Origin of the sequence: Streptomyces bathyalis (genome assembly GCF_015910445.1) — a bacterium.
In the GTDB taxonomy this organism is placed as follows: Bacteria; Actinomycetota; Actinomycetes; order Streptomycetales; family Streptomycetaceae; genus Streptomyces; species Streptomyces bathyalis.
The window spans coordinates 5832754-5849084 of the sequence record NZ_CP048882.1; the positions used below are offsets into that span (position 1 = coordinate 5832754).

General features: G+C 68.9%; 13 protein-coding genes. 11 read left to right on the top strand and 2 right to left on the bottom strand.

Annotated features, from left to right (window positions below):
* Window positions 1-239 precede the first annotated feature (239 nt).
* From lipB to G4Z16_RS25265, 4 genes are all read left to right on the top strand, one after another.
* Window positions 240-1025: a lipoyl(octanoyl) transferase LipB gene (gene lipB / locus G4Z16_RS25250; protein ID WP_197352940.1), complete on the top strand. Its 786-nt coding sequence runs from the start codon at window positions 240-242 to the stop codon at window positions 1023-1025.
* 141 nt (window positions 1026-1166) lie between these two features.
* Entirely contained in the window at window positions 1167-2105 is a 939-nt protein-coding gene (lipA, locus tag G4Z16_RS25255; RefSeq protein WP_197352941.1) for a lipoyl synthase, read from the top strand.
* Window positions 2106-2260: 155 nt separating this feature from the next.
* Complete coding sequence (locus G4Z16_RS25260) at window positions 2261-2440, top strand: hypothetical protein (RefSeq protein WP_028434864.1); 180 nt, start codon at window positions 2261-2263, stop codon at window positions 2438-2440.
* A gap of 10 nt (window positions 2441-2450) precedes the next feature.
* Window positions 2451-3143, top strand: a complete 693-nt coding sequence (locus tag G4Z16_RS25265; protein ID WP_197352943.1) for a DUF4191 domain-containing protein — start codon at window positions 2451-2453, stop codon at window positions 3141-3143.
* Between the two features lie 246 nt (window positions 3144-3389).
* Here G4Z16_RS25265 and G4Z16_RS25270 read toward each other — a convergent pair whose 3' ends face one another.
* Entirely contained in the window at window positions 3390-3860 is a 471-nt protein-coding gene (locus G4Z16_RS25270) for an RDD family protein (protein WP_197352944.1), read from the bottom strand.
* A gap of 195 nt (window positions 3861-4055) precedes the next feature.
* On the opposite strand from G4Z16_RS25270, the gene glnA reads away from it, so the two are divergent.
* From glnA to G4Z16_RS25300, 6 genes are all read left to right on the top strand, one after another.
* Complete coding sequence (glnA, locus tag G4Z16_RS25275) at window positions 4056-5471, top strand: type I glutamate--ammonia ligase (RefSeq protein ID WP_197352945.1); 1416 nt, start codon at window positions 4056-4058, stop codon at window positions 5469-5471.
* A gap of 557 nt (window positions 5472-6028) precedes the next feature.
* A complete protein-coding gene (locus G4Z16_RS25280; RefSeq protein WP_197352946.1) occupies window positions 6029-7291 on the top strand; it encodes a phenylacetate--CoA ligase family protein in 1263 nt (420 codons plus the stop codon).
* Window positions 7288-8787, top strand: a complete 1500-nt coding sequence (locus G4Z16_RS25285) for an MFS transporter (protein ID WP_197352947.1) — start codon at window positions 7288-7290, stop codon at window positions 8785-8787. Before G4Z16_RS25280 ends, G4Z16_RS25285 begins: the two co-directional genes overlap by 4 nt.
* Window positions 8784-9935, top strand: a complete 1152-nt coding sequence (locus G4Z16_RS25290) for a GNAT family N-acetyltransferase (protein WP_197352948.1) — start codon at window positions 8784-8786, stop codon at window positions 9933-9935. Before G4Z16_RS25285 ends, G4Z16_RS25290 begins: the two co-directional genes overlap by 4 nt.
* Window positions 9932-11098, top strand: a complete 1167-nt coding sequence (locus tag G4Z16_RS25295; protein WP_197352949.1) for a LuxE/PaaK family acyltransferase — start codon at window positions 9932-9934, stop codon at window positions 11096-11098. Before G4Z16_RS25290 ends, G4Z16_RS25295 begins: the two co-directional genes overlap by 4 nt.
* Complete coding sequence (locus G4Z16_RS25300) at window positions 11095-13644, top strand: acyl-CoA reductase (RefSeq protein ID WP_197352950.1); 2550 nt, start codon at window positions 11095-11097, stop codon at window positions 13642-13644. Before G4Z16_RS25295 ends, G4Z16_RS25300 begins: the two co-directional genes overlap by 4 nt.
* Before the next feature lie 514 nt (window positions 13645-14158).
* Here G4Z16_RS25300 and G4Z16_RS25305 read toward each other — a convergent pair.
* Window positions 14159-14497, bottom strand: coding sequence for a MerR family transcriptional regulator (locus tag G4Z16_RS25305; RefSeq protein ID WP_197352951.1), 339 nt, complete (start codon window positions 14495-14497; stop codon window positions 14159-14161).
* Window positions 14498-15965: 1468 nt separating this feature from the next.
* Here G4Z16_RS25305 and G4Z16_RS25310 point away from each other — a divergent pair.
* A complete protein-coding gene (locus G4Z16_RS25310; protein WP_197352952.1) occupies window positions 15966-16169 on the top strand; it encodes a cold-shock protein in 204 nt (67 codons plus the stop codon).
* Window positions 16170-16331 lie beyond the last annotated feature (162 nt).

Below are 16331 nucleotides of genomic sequence, written 5' to 3' on the forward strand. Positions count from 1 at the left end.
GCTCCTGAGCTACGGCTTGCTGCAGGCGCCGTGGCACCCTGCGGAACGGCGCGAACTTAGCCGCCCCACCGGGGCTGCTCGCACCCTTCGCTGTCCTTTTCATCCATACGTGTGAGGAGGTGCCCGGCTGCCGGAGAGGGCCGCCGCGGCCGTACAGTTTTCTGCGGGGCCGGGCTCCACGGCCCGCCCCGGCCGGAGCCGGCCGATCCGGCACGGGCCGGTACGACATTGGAGGAGCCGTGAGCGAGCTGCGCTTTGTCCGTCTGGGGTTCGGCGCCGAAGCCGTGGACTACGAAGAGGCATGGCAGGAGCAGCGCCGAGTGCACGCGGCGCGTCTCGCGGACGAGATCCCCGACACCTGCCTGCTCCTGGAGCACACCCCGGTCTTCACTGCGGGCCGCCGCACGGATCCCAGCGAGCGCCCCGTCGACGGCACCCCCGTCGTCGACGTCGACCGCGGCGGGAAGATCACCTGGCACGGCCCGGGGCAGCTCGTCGGCTACCCCATCCTGAAGCTGCCCCGACCGGTCGACGTGATCGCGCACGTGCGCCGGCTGGAAGAGGCCATGATCCGCACCTGCGCCGACTTCGGTCTGGAGACCACACGGATCGAGGGGCGCAGCGGTGCGTGGGTGCTGGGGGACACGGTGGGCCGCCCGGGGAAGGATCTCGGCGGTCTCTCCCTCGACTTCGACGCGCAGACCGAGGACGACGAGTACGACCCGCGGCTGCGCGGCCCCGAGTACGCGCCCTCCAACGCGGGCCAGCGAGGCGAGGACCGCAAGATCGGCGCGATCGGCGTCCGCGTCGCGAAGGGCGTGACCATGCACGGCTTCGCGCTCAACTGCGACCCGGACAACACCTGGTTCGACCGCATCGTCCCCTGCGGCATCCGCGACGCGGGCGTGACGTCGCTCTCGAACGAACTCGGTCACGACGTTCCGGTGACCGACGTGCTGCCCGTCATGGAGAAGCATCTGAGCGAGGTCCTGGAGTCGTCGGAGCCGCTGCCCCGCGCCGTGTGAGCCTGCCGCACCGGCTCTGCCTGCTGCGACGCTGCTGTGACCGCGGCCTGCGTCTGTGAGGCCACCGGCGGTGGGAGACACCGGAGCGATGGGCGTACCCTGAAGTTCGCCGAGGAATCGAAAGTACGTAGGGAGCCGGACGTGTCCGCTGTCGCACCCGACGGTCGCAAAATGCTCCGCCTTGAAGTCCGCAACAGCCAGACCCCCATCGAGCGCAAGCCCGAGTGGATCAAGACCCGGGCGAAGATGGGGCCCGAGTACAACGCTCTGCAGGACCTGGTGAAGCGCGAGGGTCTGCACACGGTGTGCCAGGAGGCCGGCTGCCCCAACATCTTCGAATGCTGGGAGGACCGGGAGGCCACCTTCCTCATCGGCGGCGAACAGTGCACCCGCCGCTGCGACTTCTGCCAGATCGACACGGGCAGGCCGGCCGAGCTCGACCGGGACGAGCCGCGCCGCGTCGCGGAGTCCGTCCAGCAGATGGAGCTGCGCTACGCGACGATCACCGGCGTCGCCCGCGACGACCTCGACGACGGCGGTGCCTGGCTCTACGCCGAAACGGTGCGCCAGATCCACGAGTTGATGCCCGACACCGGGGTCGAGCTGCTCATCCCCGACTTCAACGCCGTACCGGAGCAGCTCGCGGAGGTCTTCTCCTCGCGTCCCGAGGTCCTCGCCCACAACGTCGAGACGGTGCCCCGCATCTTCAAGCGCATCCGCCCCGCCTTCCGCTACGAGCGCTCCCTCGAGGTGATCACCCGCGCCCGCGAGGACGGACTGGTCACCAAGTCCAACCTCATCCTCGGCATGGGCGAGACGCGCGAGGAGGTCAGCGAGGCACTGCGCGACCTGCACGGGGCCGGCTGCGAACTCATCACGATCACCCAGTACTTGAGGCCATCCGCACGCCATCACCCCGTCGAGCGCTGGGTGAAGCCCCAGGAGTTCGTCGAACTCCAGGAGGAGGCCGAGGAGATCGGCTTCGCGGGCGTCATGTCCGGCCCGCTGGTGCGCTCTTCGTACCGCGCGGGACGTCTGTACAAGCAGGCGGTGGAGGCACGCGACGCCCGGGCGGCGTGACGGGGGCCACTCCCCGCGTGGACGGCGGCGTGACGTTGGCCGCATCGGCGTTCGCAGCCTTTGACCCGCTGGTCATCCGCTGGTAACACCTAACGGTGACGATGGCTGTACATACCGTTCATGGCAGCTATGTGAGATCACGGAGGGGAACCGCCTTGCGGACCACACTGCGCGCGCTGGAGAGCTTCGAGAACCTGCTGATGCGCAGGGGACACGAGACAGCACGCCGAAACGCCTGGACAGCGGTGCTGGAGGACCGACGCCGGGCCGTCGCGCGTACGGAGGCCCAGCGGGTACTGGAGGCCGCGGCCGACCGGAGGCCGGCCGCCACGTAAACTTCCCCGCATGGCGAGGAAGGAAGACTCCGAGAGCAACCCGGGGCGGCTCAAGCAGATCGCTCTGACGTACAAGATGACCCGGCGTGCCGACCGGAAGATCGGCCTGATCCTGGCCGGCGTGGGGCTTGTCACCTTCGGTGTACTCCTCGCCATCGGCTACCTGATCGGGCACCCGATCTACGCGGGCATCCTGGGCGTGATGCTGGCCCTGCTCGCGATGGCGATCATCTTCGGCCGCCGGGCCGAGCGGGCGGCCTTCGGCCAGATGGAAGGACAGCCCGGCGCCGCGGCGGCCGTACTGGAGAACATCGGCAAGGGCTGGACGATCACTCCGGCCGTGGCGATGAACCGCAGCCAGGACGTCGTCCACCGTGCCGTGGGCCGTGCGGGCATCGTCCTCGTCGCCGAGGGCAATCCGAACCGGCTGCGTTCGCTGCTGGCGTCCGAGAAGAAGCGCATGGCCCGGGTCGTCTCGGACGTTCCCGTGCACGACTTCATCGTCGGCGACGACGAGGACCAGGTGGAGCTGAAGAAGCTGCGCACCAAGCTGCTGAAGCTGCCGAGAGTCCTCACCGGTCCCCAGACCACGCAGGTCAACGACCGGCTGCGCGCGATGGGCGACCTGATGAGCAACATGCCCATCCCGAAGGGCCCGATGCCGAAGGGCATGCGGATGCCGCGGGGTCAGAGCGGTCGCTGAGCGGCCGCGCCGCACGGTCGCCTGCACGGCCGTGCATCGCATACGCACAGGTCCGGCCCGGGATTTCGAGCTCCCGGGCCGGACCTCTTGATGTCTGCGTGCCGATTGATGTCCGCGTACCGGACCCTGCAGTCCGCGTGCCGGACCGTGCCGTCCGCGTGCCCGCGGAGCGACGGAACGGGCTCCGGGTGACGTAGCAGGTTCCCGGGCGTCGCCGCCGGGCGTGGCCGCGTACCGGCCGCCGGGTCAGATCCGTACCTGAACCGCGCCGGAGAGCCTGTCGTGCAGTCCGCGCCCGTCGCGGTCCCAGACGAGCGCCGGAATGGCCAGCCCCAGCAGGACCGTACGGACCGCCACGCGCCACAGCGCCAGCCGTCCCAGCCCCTCCACGGCCACCACGCGCAGCCCGAGAAGCCGCTTGCCGGGGGTGCTGCCGATCGTGCCGACCGTCAGCAGGCTCAGTACGAGGAAGACGCCCAGAGCCCAGTTGTTCGCACTGCGCAGGTCACCGCCCGCGAACAGTCCGTACGCGATCAGCGCGGAGATCGCCCAGTCGATGAACAGGGCGCCCAGCCGGCGTCCGACCGGCGCGATCGAACGTGACCCCTCGGCGGGCAGGCCCAACCGCTCACCGCGGTGCCCGAAGTCCGCGCCCATGCCCTCGGCCGCGGCACGGGGGCCCGACAGCCATGACCCGATCGCATCCCTGTTGTTCACACGGCAACCGTATCGCGGGTGAGAATGACCTTGTCCGCAGGTCATCGGGTATCGGCGGGACACTGGTTAACATCAGCGAAACAGGTGGGTCACGCTTGAGAAATCGCGCCTGCCTATGGTCGCCACAGCGCGCGCCACCGCACTGGCCTGCGTACCAGCAATTCCCGTCCCTCCGCGGCGGGACTAGGAGGATGGATGTTCCAGAACGCCGCCGAGGCCAAGAAATACATCGCGGACAACGACGTGAAGTTCATCGACGTCCGGTTCTGCGACCTGCCGGGCATCATGCAGCACTTCACGGTCCCGGCCGAATCCTTCGACCCGGACGAGAACCTGATGTTCGACGGTTCCTCGATCCGCGGCTTCCAGGCCATCCACGAGTCGGACATGGCGCTCGTCCCCGACCTGAGCACGGCCCGGGTGGACCCCTTCCGCGAGCAGAAGCACATCAACATCAACTTCTTCATCCACGACCCGATCACCGGCGAGCAGTACAGCCGTGACCCGCGGAACGTGGCGAAGAAGGCCGAGGCCTACCTGGCATCCTCCGGCATCGCCGACACCGCGTTCTTCGGCCCCGAGGCGGAGTTCTACGTCTTCGACGAGGTGCGCTTCGAGACCAAGGCCAACGCCGGTTACTACCACATCGACTCCGAAGCGGGCGCCTGGAACACCGGCACCATCGAGGACGGCGGCAACCGCGGCTACAAGGTCCGCTACAAGGGCGGCTACTTCCCGGCCCCGCCCGTCGACCACTTCGCCGACCTGCGTGCCGAGATCACCTCGGAGCTGAACAGCGCCGGCCTCAAGGTCGAGCGCCAGCACCACGAGGTGGGCACGGCCGGACAGGCCGAGATCAACTACAGGTTCAACACGCTGCTCGCCGCCGCCGACGACCTGATGCTCTTCAAGTACATCGTGAAGAACACCGCCTGGCGCAACGGCAAGACCGCCACGTTCATGCCCAAGCCGATCTTCGGTGACAACGGTTCCGGCATGCACGTGCACCAGTCGCTGTGGAACGACGGTTCGCCGCTCTTCTACGACGAGCAGGGCTACGCGGGCCTGTCCGACACCGCCCGCTACTACATCGGCGGCATCCTCAAGCACGCCCCGTCGCTGCTGGCGTTCACCAACCCGACGGTGAACTCCTACCACCGTCTGGTCCCGGGCTTCGAGGCGCCGGTCAACCTGGTCTACTCGCAGCGCAACCGCTCCGCCGCGATGCGCATCCCGATCACGGGCTCCAACCCGAAGGCCAAGCGCGTCGAGTTCCGCGCGCCGGACCCGTCCTCGAACCCGTACCTGGCCTTCGCGGCGCTGCTGATGGCGGGCCTCGACGGCGTGAAGAACAAGATCGAGCCGGCCGAGCCGATCGACAAGGACCTCTACGAGCTCGCCCCCGAGGAGCACGCGGGCGTCCCGCAGGTCCCCACCTCCCTCCCCGCGGTCCTGGAAGCCCTCGAGGCGGACAACGAGTACCTGCAGGCGGGCGGTGTCTTCACGGCCGACCTGATCGACACGTGGATCGAGTACAAGCGCGAGAACGAGATCGCTCCGATGCAACTGCGGCCGCACCCGCACGAGTTCGAGCTGTACTTCGACATCTAGAAGCAGAGCGGGGCCGGTTGATCCGGTCTCCGACGGCGCGTCACCTCGGTGGCCCGCGGAGGACGCCTCAAGGCGGCGTCTCCGCGGGCCACCGTTCGTTTCCGGCATCGCGTGCGCCACGCCACGGGGGTATGCCCTGAATTCGAAGGCGCCGAGGGTGCGCGGGCACCGTCGCGTCCCCGGGCGGGGACCGCTTCGGCAGCGCCGATGAAGCACCGCCGGGCAATACCCATCACTGTCATGACAATTCGCCTGACATGAGATGTAACTCACCGTCGCAGTGCAGAGCTGGGTGTAATCGGGGTGTCGGGGGAGTGTTACTGTCGATCGTCGGCGCAAGCCTCAGGCAGTAAGTAGCAAGCCAGAGTTGACCGAGGCAGAAGCGAGGCTTCTGCACAGGGTCTTCCAGAAGAATTCCGGTTCCCCGTGAGATTTCCGGGACGGGCCGTAGAACGCTGTACTGCACGAACTGCAGCTGAACCACCCCACACCTCGACGGTGTCCGCTCTTCCGGGGCGCCGTTCTCCTACGCATGCCGTGAAGCAGGAAACGAAACCATGCCCGTTCAATCACTCGCGGAACTCGTACGCTTCGTCCGCCGCAATTCGCCCTTCTACGCAGCTCTTTATTCCGGTCTGCCCGACCGTGTGACGGAGCTGAGTGAACTGCCGGTCATACCCCAGACCGAGTTCTGGCAGGCCAACACCCCTCGCGGAAACACACTGCTGACCGGCCCGTTGGACGAGGCAGTGGTTTTCAAGAGCGGAGGGACCACGGGGGCGCCGAAGTTCTCCTTCTACACCCGAGAGGAATGGCACGAATTCACCACGGCTTTCGGCGCCGGGCTGGTCGAGGCCGGGCTGCGGCCCGGTCAGCGGGTCGCCGACCTCTTCTACACGGGCGACCTCTACGCCAGTTTCATCTTCATCCTGGACGCACTGCACCGGGCCCCGGTCGCCAACGTCCGCCTTCCGATCGGTGGCGCCGCGCCCGTGGCCTCGACCGTCGACACACTCGAGCAGTTCGACGTCGAGGTGCTCGCAGCAACCCCGACGACTCTCTGCTCCCTCGCCGAGTACTTACAGGCAGACGGTCGCCGACTGCCCCACGTGACCACCCTGTTCTTCGGTGGCGAGAGCATCTTCAGCGACCAGCAGCGCCTGCTGGCAACGGCTTTCCCCAACGCCCGTGTGGCCTCCGTCGGTTACGCCGCGGTGGACGCCGGACTCGTGGGCGCCGCTGTGCCGGGCGGCGACCCGCGGCTGCACCGCGCCTTCACCCCGCACACCGTGGTGGAGATCCTCGACGAGCACACCGGGGAACCCGTCACCCGCCCCGGCGTCCCGGGCCGCGTCGTCGTCACCGATCTGCGCCGGCGCCTGATGCCGGTCCTGCGCTACCCCGTCGGTGACCGCGCCGAGTGGACCGACACCGCGGCCGGACACTTCCGCATCCTCGGGCGCGCCGAAGAGGGGCTCCGCGTGGGCCCGGTTGCGCTGCACACCCAGGACATGCACGACCTGGTGCGGTCGGTCGACCCCGCGGGCCGCATCACCGGTCTGCAACTGGTGGTGCGCCGCTGGGAGGACCGCGACGGGCTGATGCTGCGTCTCGGCTCCGACCTCCGGGACGAGGACCTGCCCGAACTCACCGCGGCCGTGGACAAGGCGTTCCTGGCGGCCCGCCCGATGTACGCGGCGGCGGTCGCCGCCCGTCACGTCCACCCGATGGCCGTGGAGTGGGTGCGTCATGCCGACCTCGCCGTCAACCCCCGCTCCGGGAAGCTGATTCGCGCCATCGACGAACGCCCGCACGCATGAGTGCGGCGAAGGGGCATGGCGGACGACTGCCCGTCGTCCTGCGCAACCCCGCCTTCGGCGCCGTGTGGATCGCCCAGGTCCTCACCCAGGGCTCGGCGCGGATGTTCCAGGTCGGCATCGTCTGGTGGCTCGTGCAGTACGCCGCCGAGTCCGAACCGGGCCTCGCCTCCGGCGCGTTCCTCGCCGTGAGCACGCTTCCCGCGGTCGCCCTGGCCCCGGTGGTCGCCGCCGTCATCGCCCGCAACCCGTACCGGTCGGTCATGGCCGCGTCGGCCGCCGCGGCCGGACTGGTCGCCGCGTGCACTGCGGCGTGGGCGTTCACGACTCCGTTGCCGACGGGCGTCGCCTACGGCGCGGCCCTGCTCCTGGCTGGCTGCCAGGCCCTGTTCGACCCCTGTCTGACCACGTCCGTTCCCGAACTCGTCGACGACGCCGACATCGAGGCGGCGACCGGCTTCGAGTTGTCCACGCAATCCCTCGCGGGGCTGGCCGGCGGTCTCCTCGGCCCGCTCGTGGCCGACGCCTGGGGGCTGCCGGGCATCGTCGCCGGATGCGCCGGTGCGTACCTGCTGGCCGCAGGGCTGATCGGCGTCACACGCTTCCCTAGAACCGCGCCCGCCGGAACCACGCCCGCCGGGACGGGAGTTGACGGGACGGGAGTCGAGGGAACGCGAAGCGGAGGAACGGCGGCACGGTCCGCCGAGGAGCCGCCACCGGGCGGCGAACCGTCTGCCGCTCCGCGTCGTACGCTGCGGCAGATCCTCGCCGGACTGCCGTTCATCCGGCGGGTGCTGCTCAGCTTCGCCGCGGCGAACGTCTTCACCACGGCCGTCTTCGTCGTCATGCCGCTCTACACCGCCTCCGTGCTGCGTGCCGACGGTTCGACCGTGGCGCTGCTGGAGGCGTCGCTCGGTATCGGCACCCTCGCCGGGTCGTTCACCGGCGCCCGGCTGCCGGGGCGCCCGACCACGGTCGGCGCCGTCTGCCTCGGACTCATGGCGGCCTCGTTCGCACTTCCGGGCATGCTCGCGGACCGGACCGCCTACGCGGTGGCCATGGCCGTCGCGGGATGGTGCGTCGGCGCCGTCGGCGTACGGTTCGTGGCTCTCTTCCAGCGGCTCGTACCGCCCGCCGACAAGCCGGGGTTCTTCGCCGTCATGCAGTCGCTGCTCGGGGCCACCTTCCCGCTCGCTTCCCTGCTCTTCGGCGTCCTGGGCGACCAGATCTCGCCGCAGACCCTCTGTCTGGTCCAGGCAACGGGACTGGTGCCGGTGGCGCTCGTCCTGTGGTGGACGGGCGCCGGGGGGAAGGCCGCCGGCGAACTGACGGTCCCGCCCGGCTCCGGGGCGACGGCGGCGGCCGCCGGGCAGCGCCCGGGTGATCCGGGCGCCGGCGAGCCGGCGTCCGCCCATGACCCCGGGCACGTTCTGCCGGACGCGACGGCTGCAACCGCCACCGCCGCTGCCGCGGCCACCGCTGAAGGAGGAGCACGATGACCGTCACGATCACCCCCGCCGTCCTCCAGGACGTCGCGGAACTGCGGCAGTTGTACTTCGAGGTCTACGGCCACGGATACCCGGTGCCGCTCGGCAGCGACCCCGCCGAGATGCGACGGCTCATCGCCGACGCGCACACCCACTGGCTGGTCGCGCGCAAGCCCGGCACCGGGGAACTGGCCGGCTCGGTGGTCGTGCAGACCGACCCCGGGAGCCGGATCGGCAAACTCGTCGGACTCGTCGTCCACCCCGTCCACCGCGAGGGCGGACTGGCCGGACGACTGACCGGCGCCGTCTGCACCGGCGCCCTGGCCACCGGTTCCCTCGACTCGATCTACACGACGGTCCGGGTGGTCACCGAAGGCCCCCAGCACATCGTCGTGCGCAACGGTTTCCGCCCGCTGGGGCTGATGCCCAACGCCGTCGAAGTGGCGGGCTGCGAAAGCCTCGCACTCTTCGCCCGCTACGCCGACGACGTACTGGACCGCCGCGAGCAGGTGCCGTACGTGCCCGCCCCGCTGGCTCCGCTCCTCACCGCCGCGGAGGAGGCCTCGGGCATCGGCTACGCGAACGTCCGTCCTGCCGAGGCACCGGACGCGGGCCCGCCCACCGGACCGGCAGCCCCCTCCACCACAGCCATGGAGATCGTCACCGCCCGCTCCTTCGTCAACCGGCGCTTCCTGGAACAGTTCCCCGACCCGGCGGGACGCTTCTTCCCGCTGCACTCCCCGAACGCGATCCTCACCCCGGAGAACGGTGAGTTCGAGGCGTACGCGGACCTGGACCCGGTCACCGGAAGCTGCTCGCTCATCGCGGTGCACCCCTGCGCCGCCGCCATGGCGCACGCCCTGGAACCACTGATGACCGCGGTCACCCGTACCGGCGTGGACTACGTCGAGACGCTGCTCCCGCTCTCCGACACCGCGGGACTCAGCGCCTTCCTGGCCGCGGGATTCGTTCCCAGCGCGCTCTATCCGGCCATGCGCCGCCTCGGCGACCGCTTCCACGACTACGTCGTGCTCTCCCGGACCAACCGGCAGATCGACTTCCGTGCCACCGCCGTCAGTTCGCTGGTGCAGCCGTACCTGAGCGCGTACCTGCGGGCCTGGACCGCGACCTACCTTCCACTTCACGAGGTTGTCTCATGAACCGCCATCTGCGTCCCGTCGAGGTCCCCGATCCGGCGTCGCTGCGGCACGTCCAGCAACTGTGCGACCTCGCGGCACCCTACGAGCAGGGCCCGGAGACCGATGCCCTCTTCGCCGCCGCGATGGCAGAGAGCAACGCATGGCATGCCGAACGCTCCGCGTTCTTCCGGTCGTTGCTGATCGACGAGCCCGGGACGCCGTCCCCCGACGTGGGCACGGACGTCCGCGCCCCGCTGGTGCACGCCAACTTCTTCAAGCGCCACGAAGTGCTCTCCGTCCCCCGCGACGAGGTCTTTCTCCACCTCACTTCATCCGGCACCACCGGTCAGAAGTCGCAGATGTTCTTCGACGAGTGGACCATCCGCTCCGCCCAGCGCATGGTGGCCCGCGTCTTCGACCACTACGGATGGATCACCCCGGACCAGCCCGTCAACTACCTGCTCTACAGCTACGAGCCCGCACCGCAGCTGAAGCTCGGCACCTCGTTCACCGACAACTACCTGTGCGACTTCGCACCCGCCCGGGACACCACTCACGCCCTGCGCCACACCGGCACGGGACACGAGTTCGACGTGCGCGGCTGCATCGAGGCGCTCCAGCGGTACGCGGACGAGGGGCTGCCGGTACGGATCCTCGGTTTCCCGGCCTTCCTCCACTTCACCCTGGAGCGGATGCGGTCGCTGGGCATCCCTCCGGTGCAGCTGCCGCCCGGCTCGCTCGTCGTGCTCGGCGGCGGCTGGAAGGGCCACGCCGACCGGCAGATCGGCAAGGACGCCTTCTACGCGGAGGTCACCGAGTATCTGGGCATTCCCTGCGAGAGGATCCGCGACACCTTCGGGTCCGTGGAGCACTGCGTGCCCTACGTGGAGTGCGAACGGCACCGGCTGCACGTTCCGGTGTGGTCCCGTGCCGCCGTACGCGACACCGCCACCCTCGAGCCGCTTCCCCACGGTGAGCGCGGCTACCTCCACCTCGTCTCCCCGTACATCACCTCGGTCCCGGCGCAGAGCGTGCTCATGGGCGACCTCGCCTCGCTGCACCCCGGCGAGGAATGCGGCTGCGCCCAGCCGACCCCCTGGTTCACCGTCCACGGCAGGGCCGGAGTGAGCCGCAATCGCAGCTGTGCGGTGGCCGCCGCCGAACTTCTGAAGGGAATGTCATGACCAGCGCGCCGAACACCGGAGCGACCAGCGGACTCCACCTGTGGCAGGGCACGTTCATCGACGACGCGAAGGTCACCGAGCTCCTCGCCGACCTGCCCGCCCTCACCGAGCGCACGATGGCGGAGCAGCTGCCCACCGACGTCGTGCTGAGCGCGTGCGACCGGCTCTCCGAGGCACTGCTCACCCCCGGTGACCCGGTTCACGCCCGGCTGACGGACTGTCTCGCCGAGAGCGGCACGGAACCGGAGCAGGCGGCTTCCCTGCTCGCCGAGTTGGCCCAGGCGCTCGGCCGCCCGGCGCTGGAGCGCAAGCTCCACCGCGAACTCGGCGGACTCCACCCGGAGCGGTTCACCCGGCCCGACGCCCGGGAGACCGTCTACGAGGCGTGGGCGCCGCTCGGCCTCGTCGTGCACATCGCACCGGGCAACGCGGCGGGCGTGGCTCCGCTGAGCGTCGTCGAGGGACTGCTGACCGGCAACCTCAACGTGCTGAAGACGAGCAGCTCCGACACACCGCTCGCTCCGCTTCTGCTTGCCGAACTCGCTGCCGCCGACGAGACCGGAATCCTCGCCCGCCGGGTCATCGCCCTGAGCTTCCCCTCCGGCCGCAGGGCATGGCTGGAGCCCCTGTGCGCCGCTGCCGACGCGGTCGCCGTCTGGGGCGGCGAGGACGCCGTGGCCGGCATCGCCGCGCTCACGCCGCCCGGCTGCCGACTGATCGAGTGGGGCCACAAGATCTCCTTCGCGTACCTGACCCGGGACGCCTGGAGCGACTCCTCGGTCCAGTCCGCGCTCGCCACGGACGTCTGCCGCCTCGACCAGCAGGCCTGTTCCAGTCCCCAGGTCGTCTATCTCGACACCGACGATCCGGAGGAGGTCTTCGCCTTCGCGGACGGCTTCGCGGCCCGACTGGCCGAAGTCTCCGACAAGTTGCCATCCGTCCGACTCGACGTCGCCGAGCACGCCGAGGTCACCAGCACCGAACTCGTCGCCCGGCTCGAACAGCACCTGGGCCTGACCCGGGTCGTCGCCGCCGCTGACGGCTCCTGGCGCGTCCTCGCCGACACCCGTCCCGCGATGACCGCCTCACCGCTCCACCGCAGCGTCTGGGTCAAGCCGCTGCCACGCCACGACATCGCCGCCACCCTGCGGCCCATGCGGCGCTACCTCCAGACCGCCGCGGTCGCCGGCAACCGCGTAGACGTGGCGGAGCTCGCCCGCTCCGTCGTCACCGCAGGTGTCACACGAGTGACCCCGGTGGGCGCCATGCTCGACGCCTACGACGGCGAACCCCACGACGGCGTCTACGCGTTGCAGCGATACAGCAGACGGGTCGCCGTACAGGCCGACGAGCGTTTCACCGCCACCTCATGCCTGGACGACCTCGTGGCTCCGGCCGTACAGCCGGCCCCGCCCACCGGCCCGCTGCTCGACAAGGCAGGCGTCCAGGAGCAGTTGCGGTGCCTGGCCCCCGAACACGCCCACCTGTACTTCCGCAGCGGTGGCAGCACAGGCGCGCCCGCCCTCTCGGTCTTCACCAACACCGACTACGACACCCAGATGCGCGCCGCTGCGAACGGCCTCCTCGACTCCGGGTTCGATCCGGCCCGCGACCGTGCCGCCAACCTCTTCTACAGCGGCGGCCTGTACGGCAGCTTCATCAGCTTCTTCTCCATACTGGAGCGGCTGAACGCCACGCAGATCCCGCTGTCGGCGGGCACCGACCTCGCCGCGGTCGCGGAAGCCCTGGTGAGCTACCGGGCCGACACCCTCTTCGGCATGCCCTCCTACCTCTGGCAGCTCTTCCACGCCCAGGGGGAGACACTGCTCGCCTACGGCGGAGTCCGGAAGGTGTACTACGGGGGCGAGCACTTCACCGCCGAGCAACGCCGCGTCCTCACCGAGGACTTCGGTGTCGAGGTGATCCGGTCGGCGGCGTACGGGAGCACCGACCTCGGGCCGCTGGCGTACCAGTGCGAGCACGCCGAAGGCTCCGTCCATCACGTGCTGACCGACCTGCACACCCTGGAGATCCTCGACCTCGAGGAGGACCGGCCGGTACGAGCCGGTGAACCGGGGCGACTGGTCTTCTCCAGCCGGGCCCGGTCCGGACAGCGGCTCGAGCGCTATCAGATCGGCGACATCGGACGGGCGCTGAGCGGTGTGTGCCCCTGCGGCAGCCGCGCCCCGCGGATCGAACTCCTCGGCCGTCACGGCGACGTGGCACGCATCGGCACGAACTCCTACCACTACCGGCGCTTCGTCGACGCCGCCGAGAGGCACCTCGGCTACCGCGGAGAACTCCAGATCGTCCTCACCTCGGAGGCCGCGCGGGAGCGGCTCACCGTCCGGCTCGACGAGCGCTACGCCCCGTCGGCCGATTCCGCCCGGGCCGCCTTCCTGGCGGAGGTTCCGGCCCTGCGCTCCGCGGTCGAGGAGGAGGACCTCCTCACGTGCTCCGTCGAGATCACCGACGGCGCCGCGTTCGAACGGACCGCGGGCAGCGGCAAGTTGCGCACGTTCGTGGACCGGCGCACAGCGGGATGACGTCCGGTACGGGAAGTCGGATGCCCATGCTGTGCACCGATGTGCACCGACCCACTGATCGTTCTGCTTCCATGAAGGTCAGGGCTTCTTCTCAGCTGTACTTCGACATCTAGACCCGGGGCCGGGCGAACCGGCCTTCGCGGTACGGGAATTGATGACCCGCGGAAGCGCCTTGCGAGCGCCTCCGCGGGTCATCGTCTTTTCCGCCCTCATGTGCACGGAAGTGCACCGGGTGTCGGATGTGCTGTCGAGTGGTCAGGTGCCGCCGTCAAGGGGAGCTGCAATCCCCACACGAAGCCGAGGGCTGTTCAGGGCAAACCAAGTTCGGGGCCTCGGTGTTGATGCCGGTCGCTGCTGGCCTGCCAGCAGGCCGTTGGTGTGGCGGGTGAGGGCATCCAGGCGGGCAGCCAGACCGGCGCGGCTTGCAGCGAGGCTCAAACTACCCGGAACGCTTTGCGTCCCGCGCAGCATGGGTTGGCGGCAGTCGCGCGGAGAGTTGCACGTCTCAGTCGTCTCAGGCCGCGGTTGTCGGGTCCGCTGATTCGGCGGCGCGGTGGTATTCGGCGTTGATGCGCTGGGCTTCTTCGAGTTGGTCTTCGAGGATGATGATGCGGCAGGCAGCCTCGATGGGAGTCCCCTGGTCGACGAGCTCCCGGGCCCGGGCGGCGATGCGCAACTGGTAGCGGGAGTAGCGGCGGTGGCCGCCCTCCGATCGGAGCGGGGTGATGAGGCGGGCTTCTCCGATGGCGCGGAGGAAGCCCTGGGTGGTGCCGAGCATTTCGGCGGCCCGGCCCATCGTGTAGGCGGGGTAATCGTCGTCGTCGAGACGGCTGAACGAGTCGTCTGCTGTCATTGCACCTCTCTGTGGACGCATTGAGGGGTCCTGGTGCCATACGGCACCAGGACCCCGAAGGAACTGCTACACCATCTGCCGACCTTGATACTGCGTCGGCTTCTTGTTTCCGCAGACCCGACCGAGATGCTGTCGAGGGTGCGGGGATCGCGGTTGCTTGACCGAAGACCACCTCACTATCGATGTCCTGCGGTACCCGGGCTCAAGAACTCCGCCCGGGCGATCCTGATGGCGCGTAGGTCCTCCGTTCTTCCCTCGGTGATCAACTACTTACCAAGCGGGATACTGCGTACTGCTGTTGATGCGAACTGCCAGCGGCCTGCAATAGCGCCGCCCTTCGGCAGCCAGCCCCGTCGCCCGTCCTGCGTCTGCTCTGGCTTGGAACCCCACTGCCGAACTTCCCAGTGCGCGCGCCCGCAGCCGACGCCTTCACTGAGGTGCTGCTCATTGACTTCACTGCTGGGTACTGCGGTCCTGCTCACGGCGGCCCCTGATGCTGCGGCCACCCGGTCCGGTCGTCAGTCCGTCGCCGTCCTGCAACAACTCTGGCTTCGGAACTCCACCACCGCACCGTCCTGCGAACTTCGGGTACTGCTGGCCGGCAGTTCGTCTCTGCCAGGCCCTGCTGTCTCTCTGGGCTATGGCAGAAACCCTAACCACGCCAGCACTCCATGTCTACTCCGGCCGACATAGATTTTGCGAGTTCGACGGTGAGGTAATCGACCTCGAACGGTGAGCTGACAGGGGCGAGGGCCGTCACCAGCCGGGTCACCAGGCCCTGCCGGGGCACAAGCCCTGACAGAGGGGACCCGGCATTCAACGAACAGGGTGACCGTGATGAACATGATGAGCATCAACGCCGCAACCGTTCGTTCCGTGGGCCGTCGACGGCGCACGCGGGAGCGCCCGGTGGTTCGTCGCGGGGCTCGGACGACCGCGATCGCAGCCGAGGCTCCTGAAACGGTGGTTCTGATGGTTTCGGCACTCGTCACCGACGCCCCGTGCTGCGGCGCCGTCTGGGGCTGACTGCGCACCCGGACGGCGTCGAGGTGGCCGCGCACCGCCCCCCTCGCCGGGTAGCGCCAAGGCAGCGGTACCGGCAGCGCTCACCGGATCCGGGGCTCTGCCGATCGCCCTCGCCGGACAGTCGGATGACCCAAGAACCTTGGCGCTCCGGGTGGATCAATATCTACGACCGCGAGGTGAGGGTTTAACTTGTCGGGCGGTGAGTGTTTTTGCCGCAACGAACAGAGTGGACTTATCTGGCGTTCGCAGGCCGCGATCGCGTGCTACTGTCGATGTCAGTTGCAGTCTTGGTTCCCAAAACTTCCAATGCTCCCGGTAGGTGTTTTTCCTCCGCTGGAAGCGTTTTTGTATTTCCGGGTATTTCCCGGTCGGGGCATCATCGCGGCGACCCGGTACCCGTGCACTGCGGGTCCCGGCGTACTGCCCCAAAGGGAGATATGGCATGGCATCTGGCACCGTGAAATGGTTCAACGCCGCCAAAGGGTTCGGCTTCATCGAGCAGGACGGTGGCGGTCCTGACGTGTTCGCCCACTTCTCGAACATCGCAGCCCAGGGCTTCCGTGAGCTGCTCGAAGGTCAGAAGGTCACCTTCGACATCGCGCAGAGCCAGAAGGGCCCGACTGCAGAGAACATCGTTCCCGCCTGACGCTGACACGCACTTTGTAGCTGGCGTCTCTCGGGGCGGGTCCAGCTGCGGAACTTTCCGCAGTGGTTTCGCCTGTGGGGCAGCCGCAGCCTGCTGCTCCTCTTCATCTGCACACTTCGACGTCCTGGATTTCACGTCCACATGATGTCACTCATTTCATCA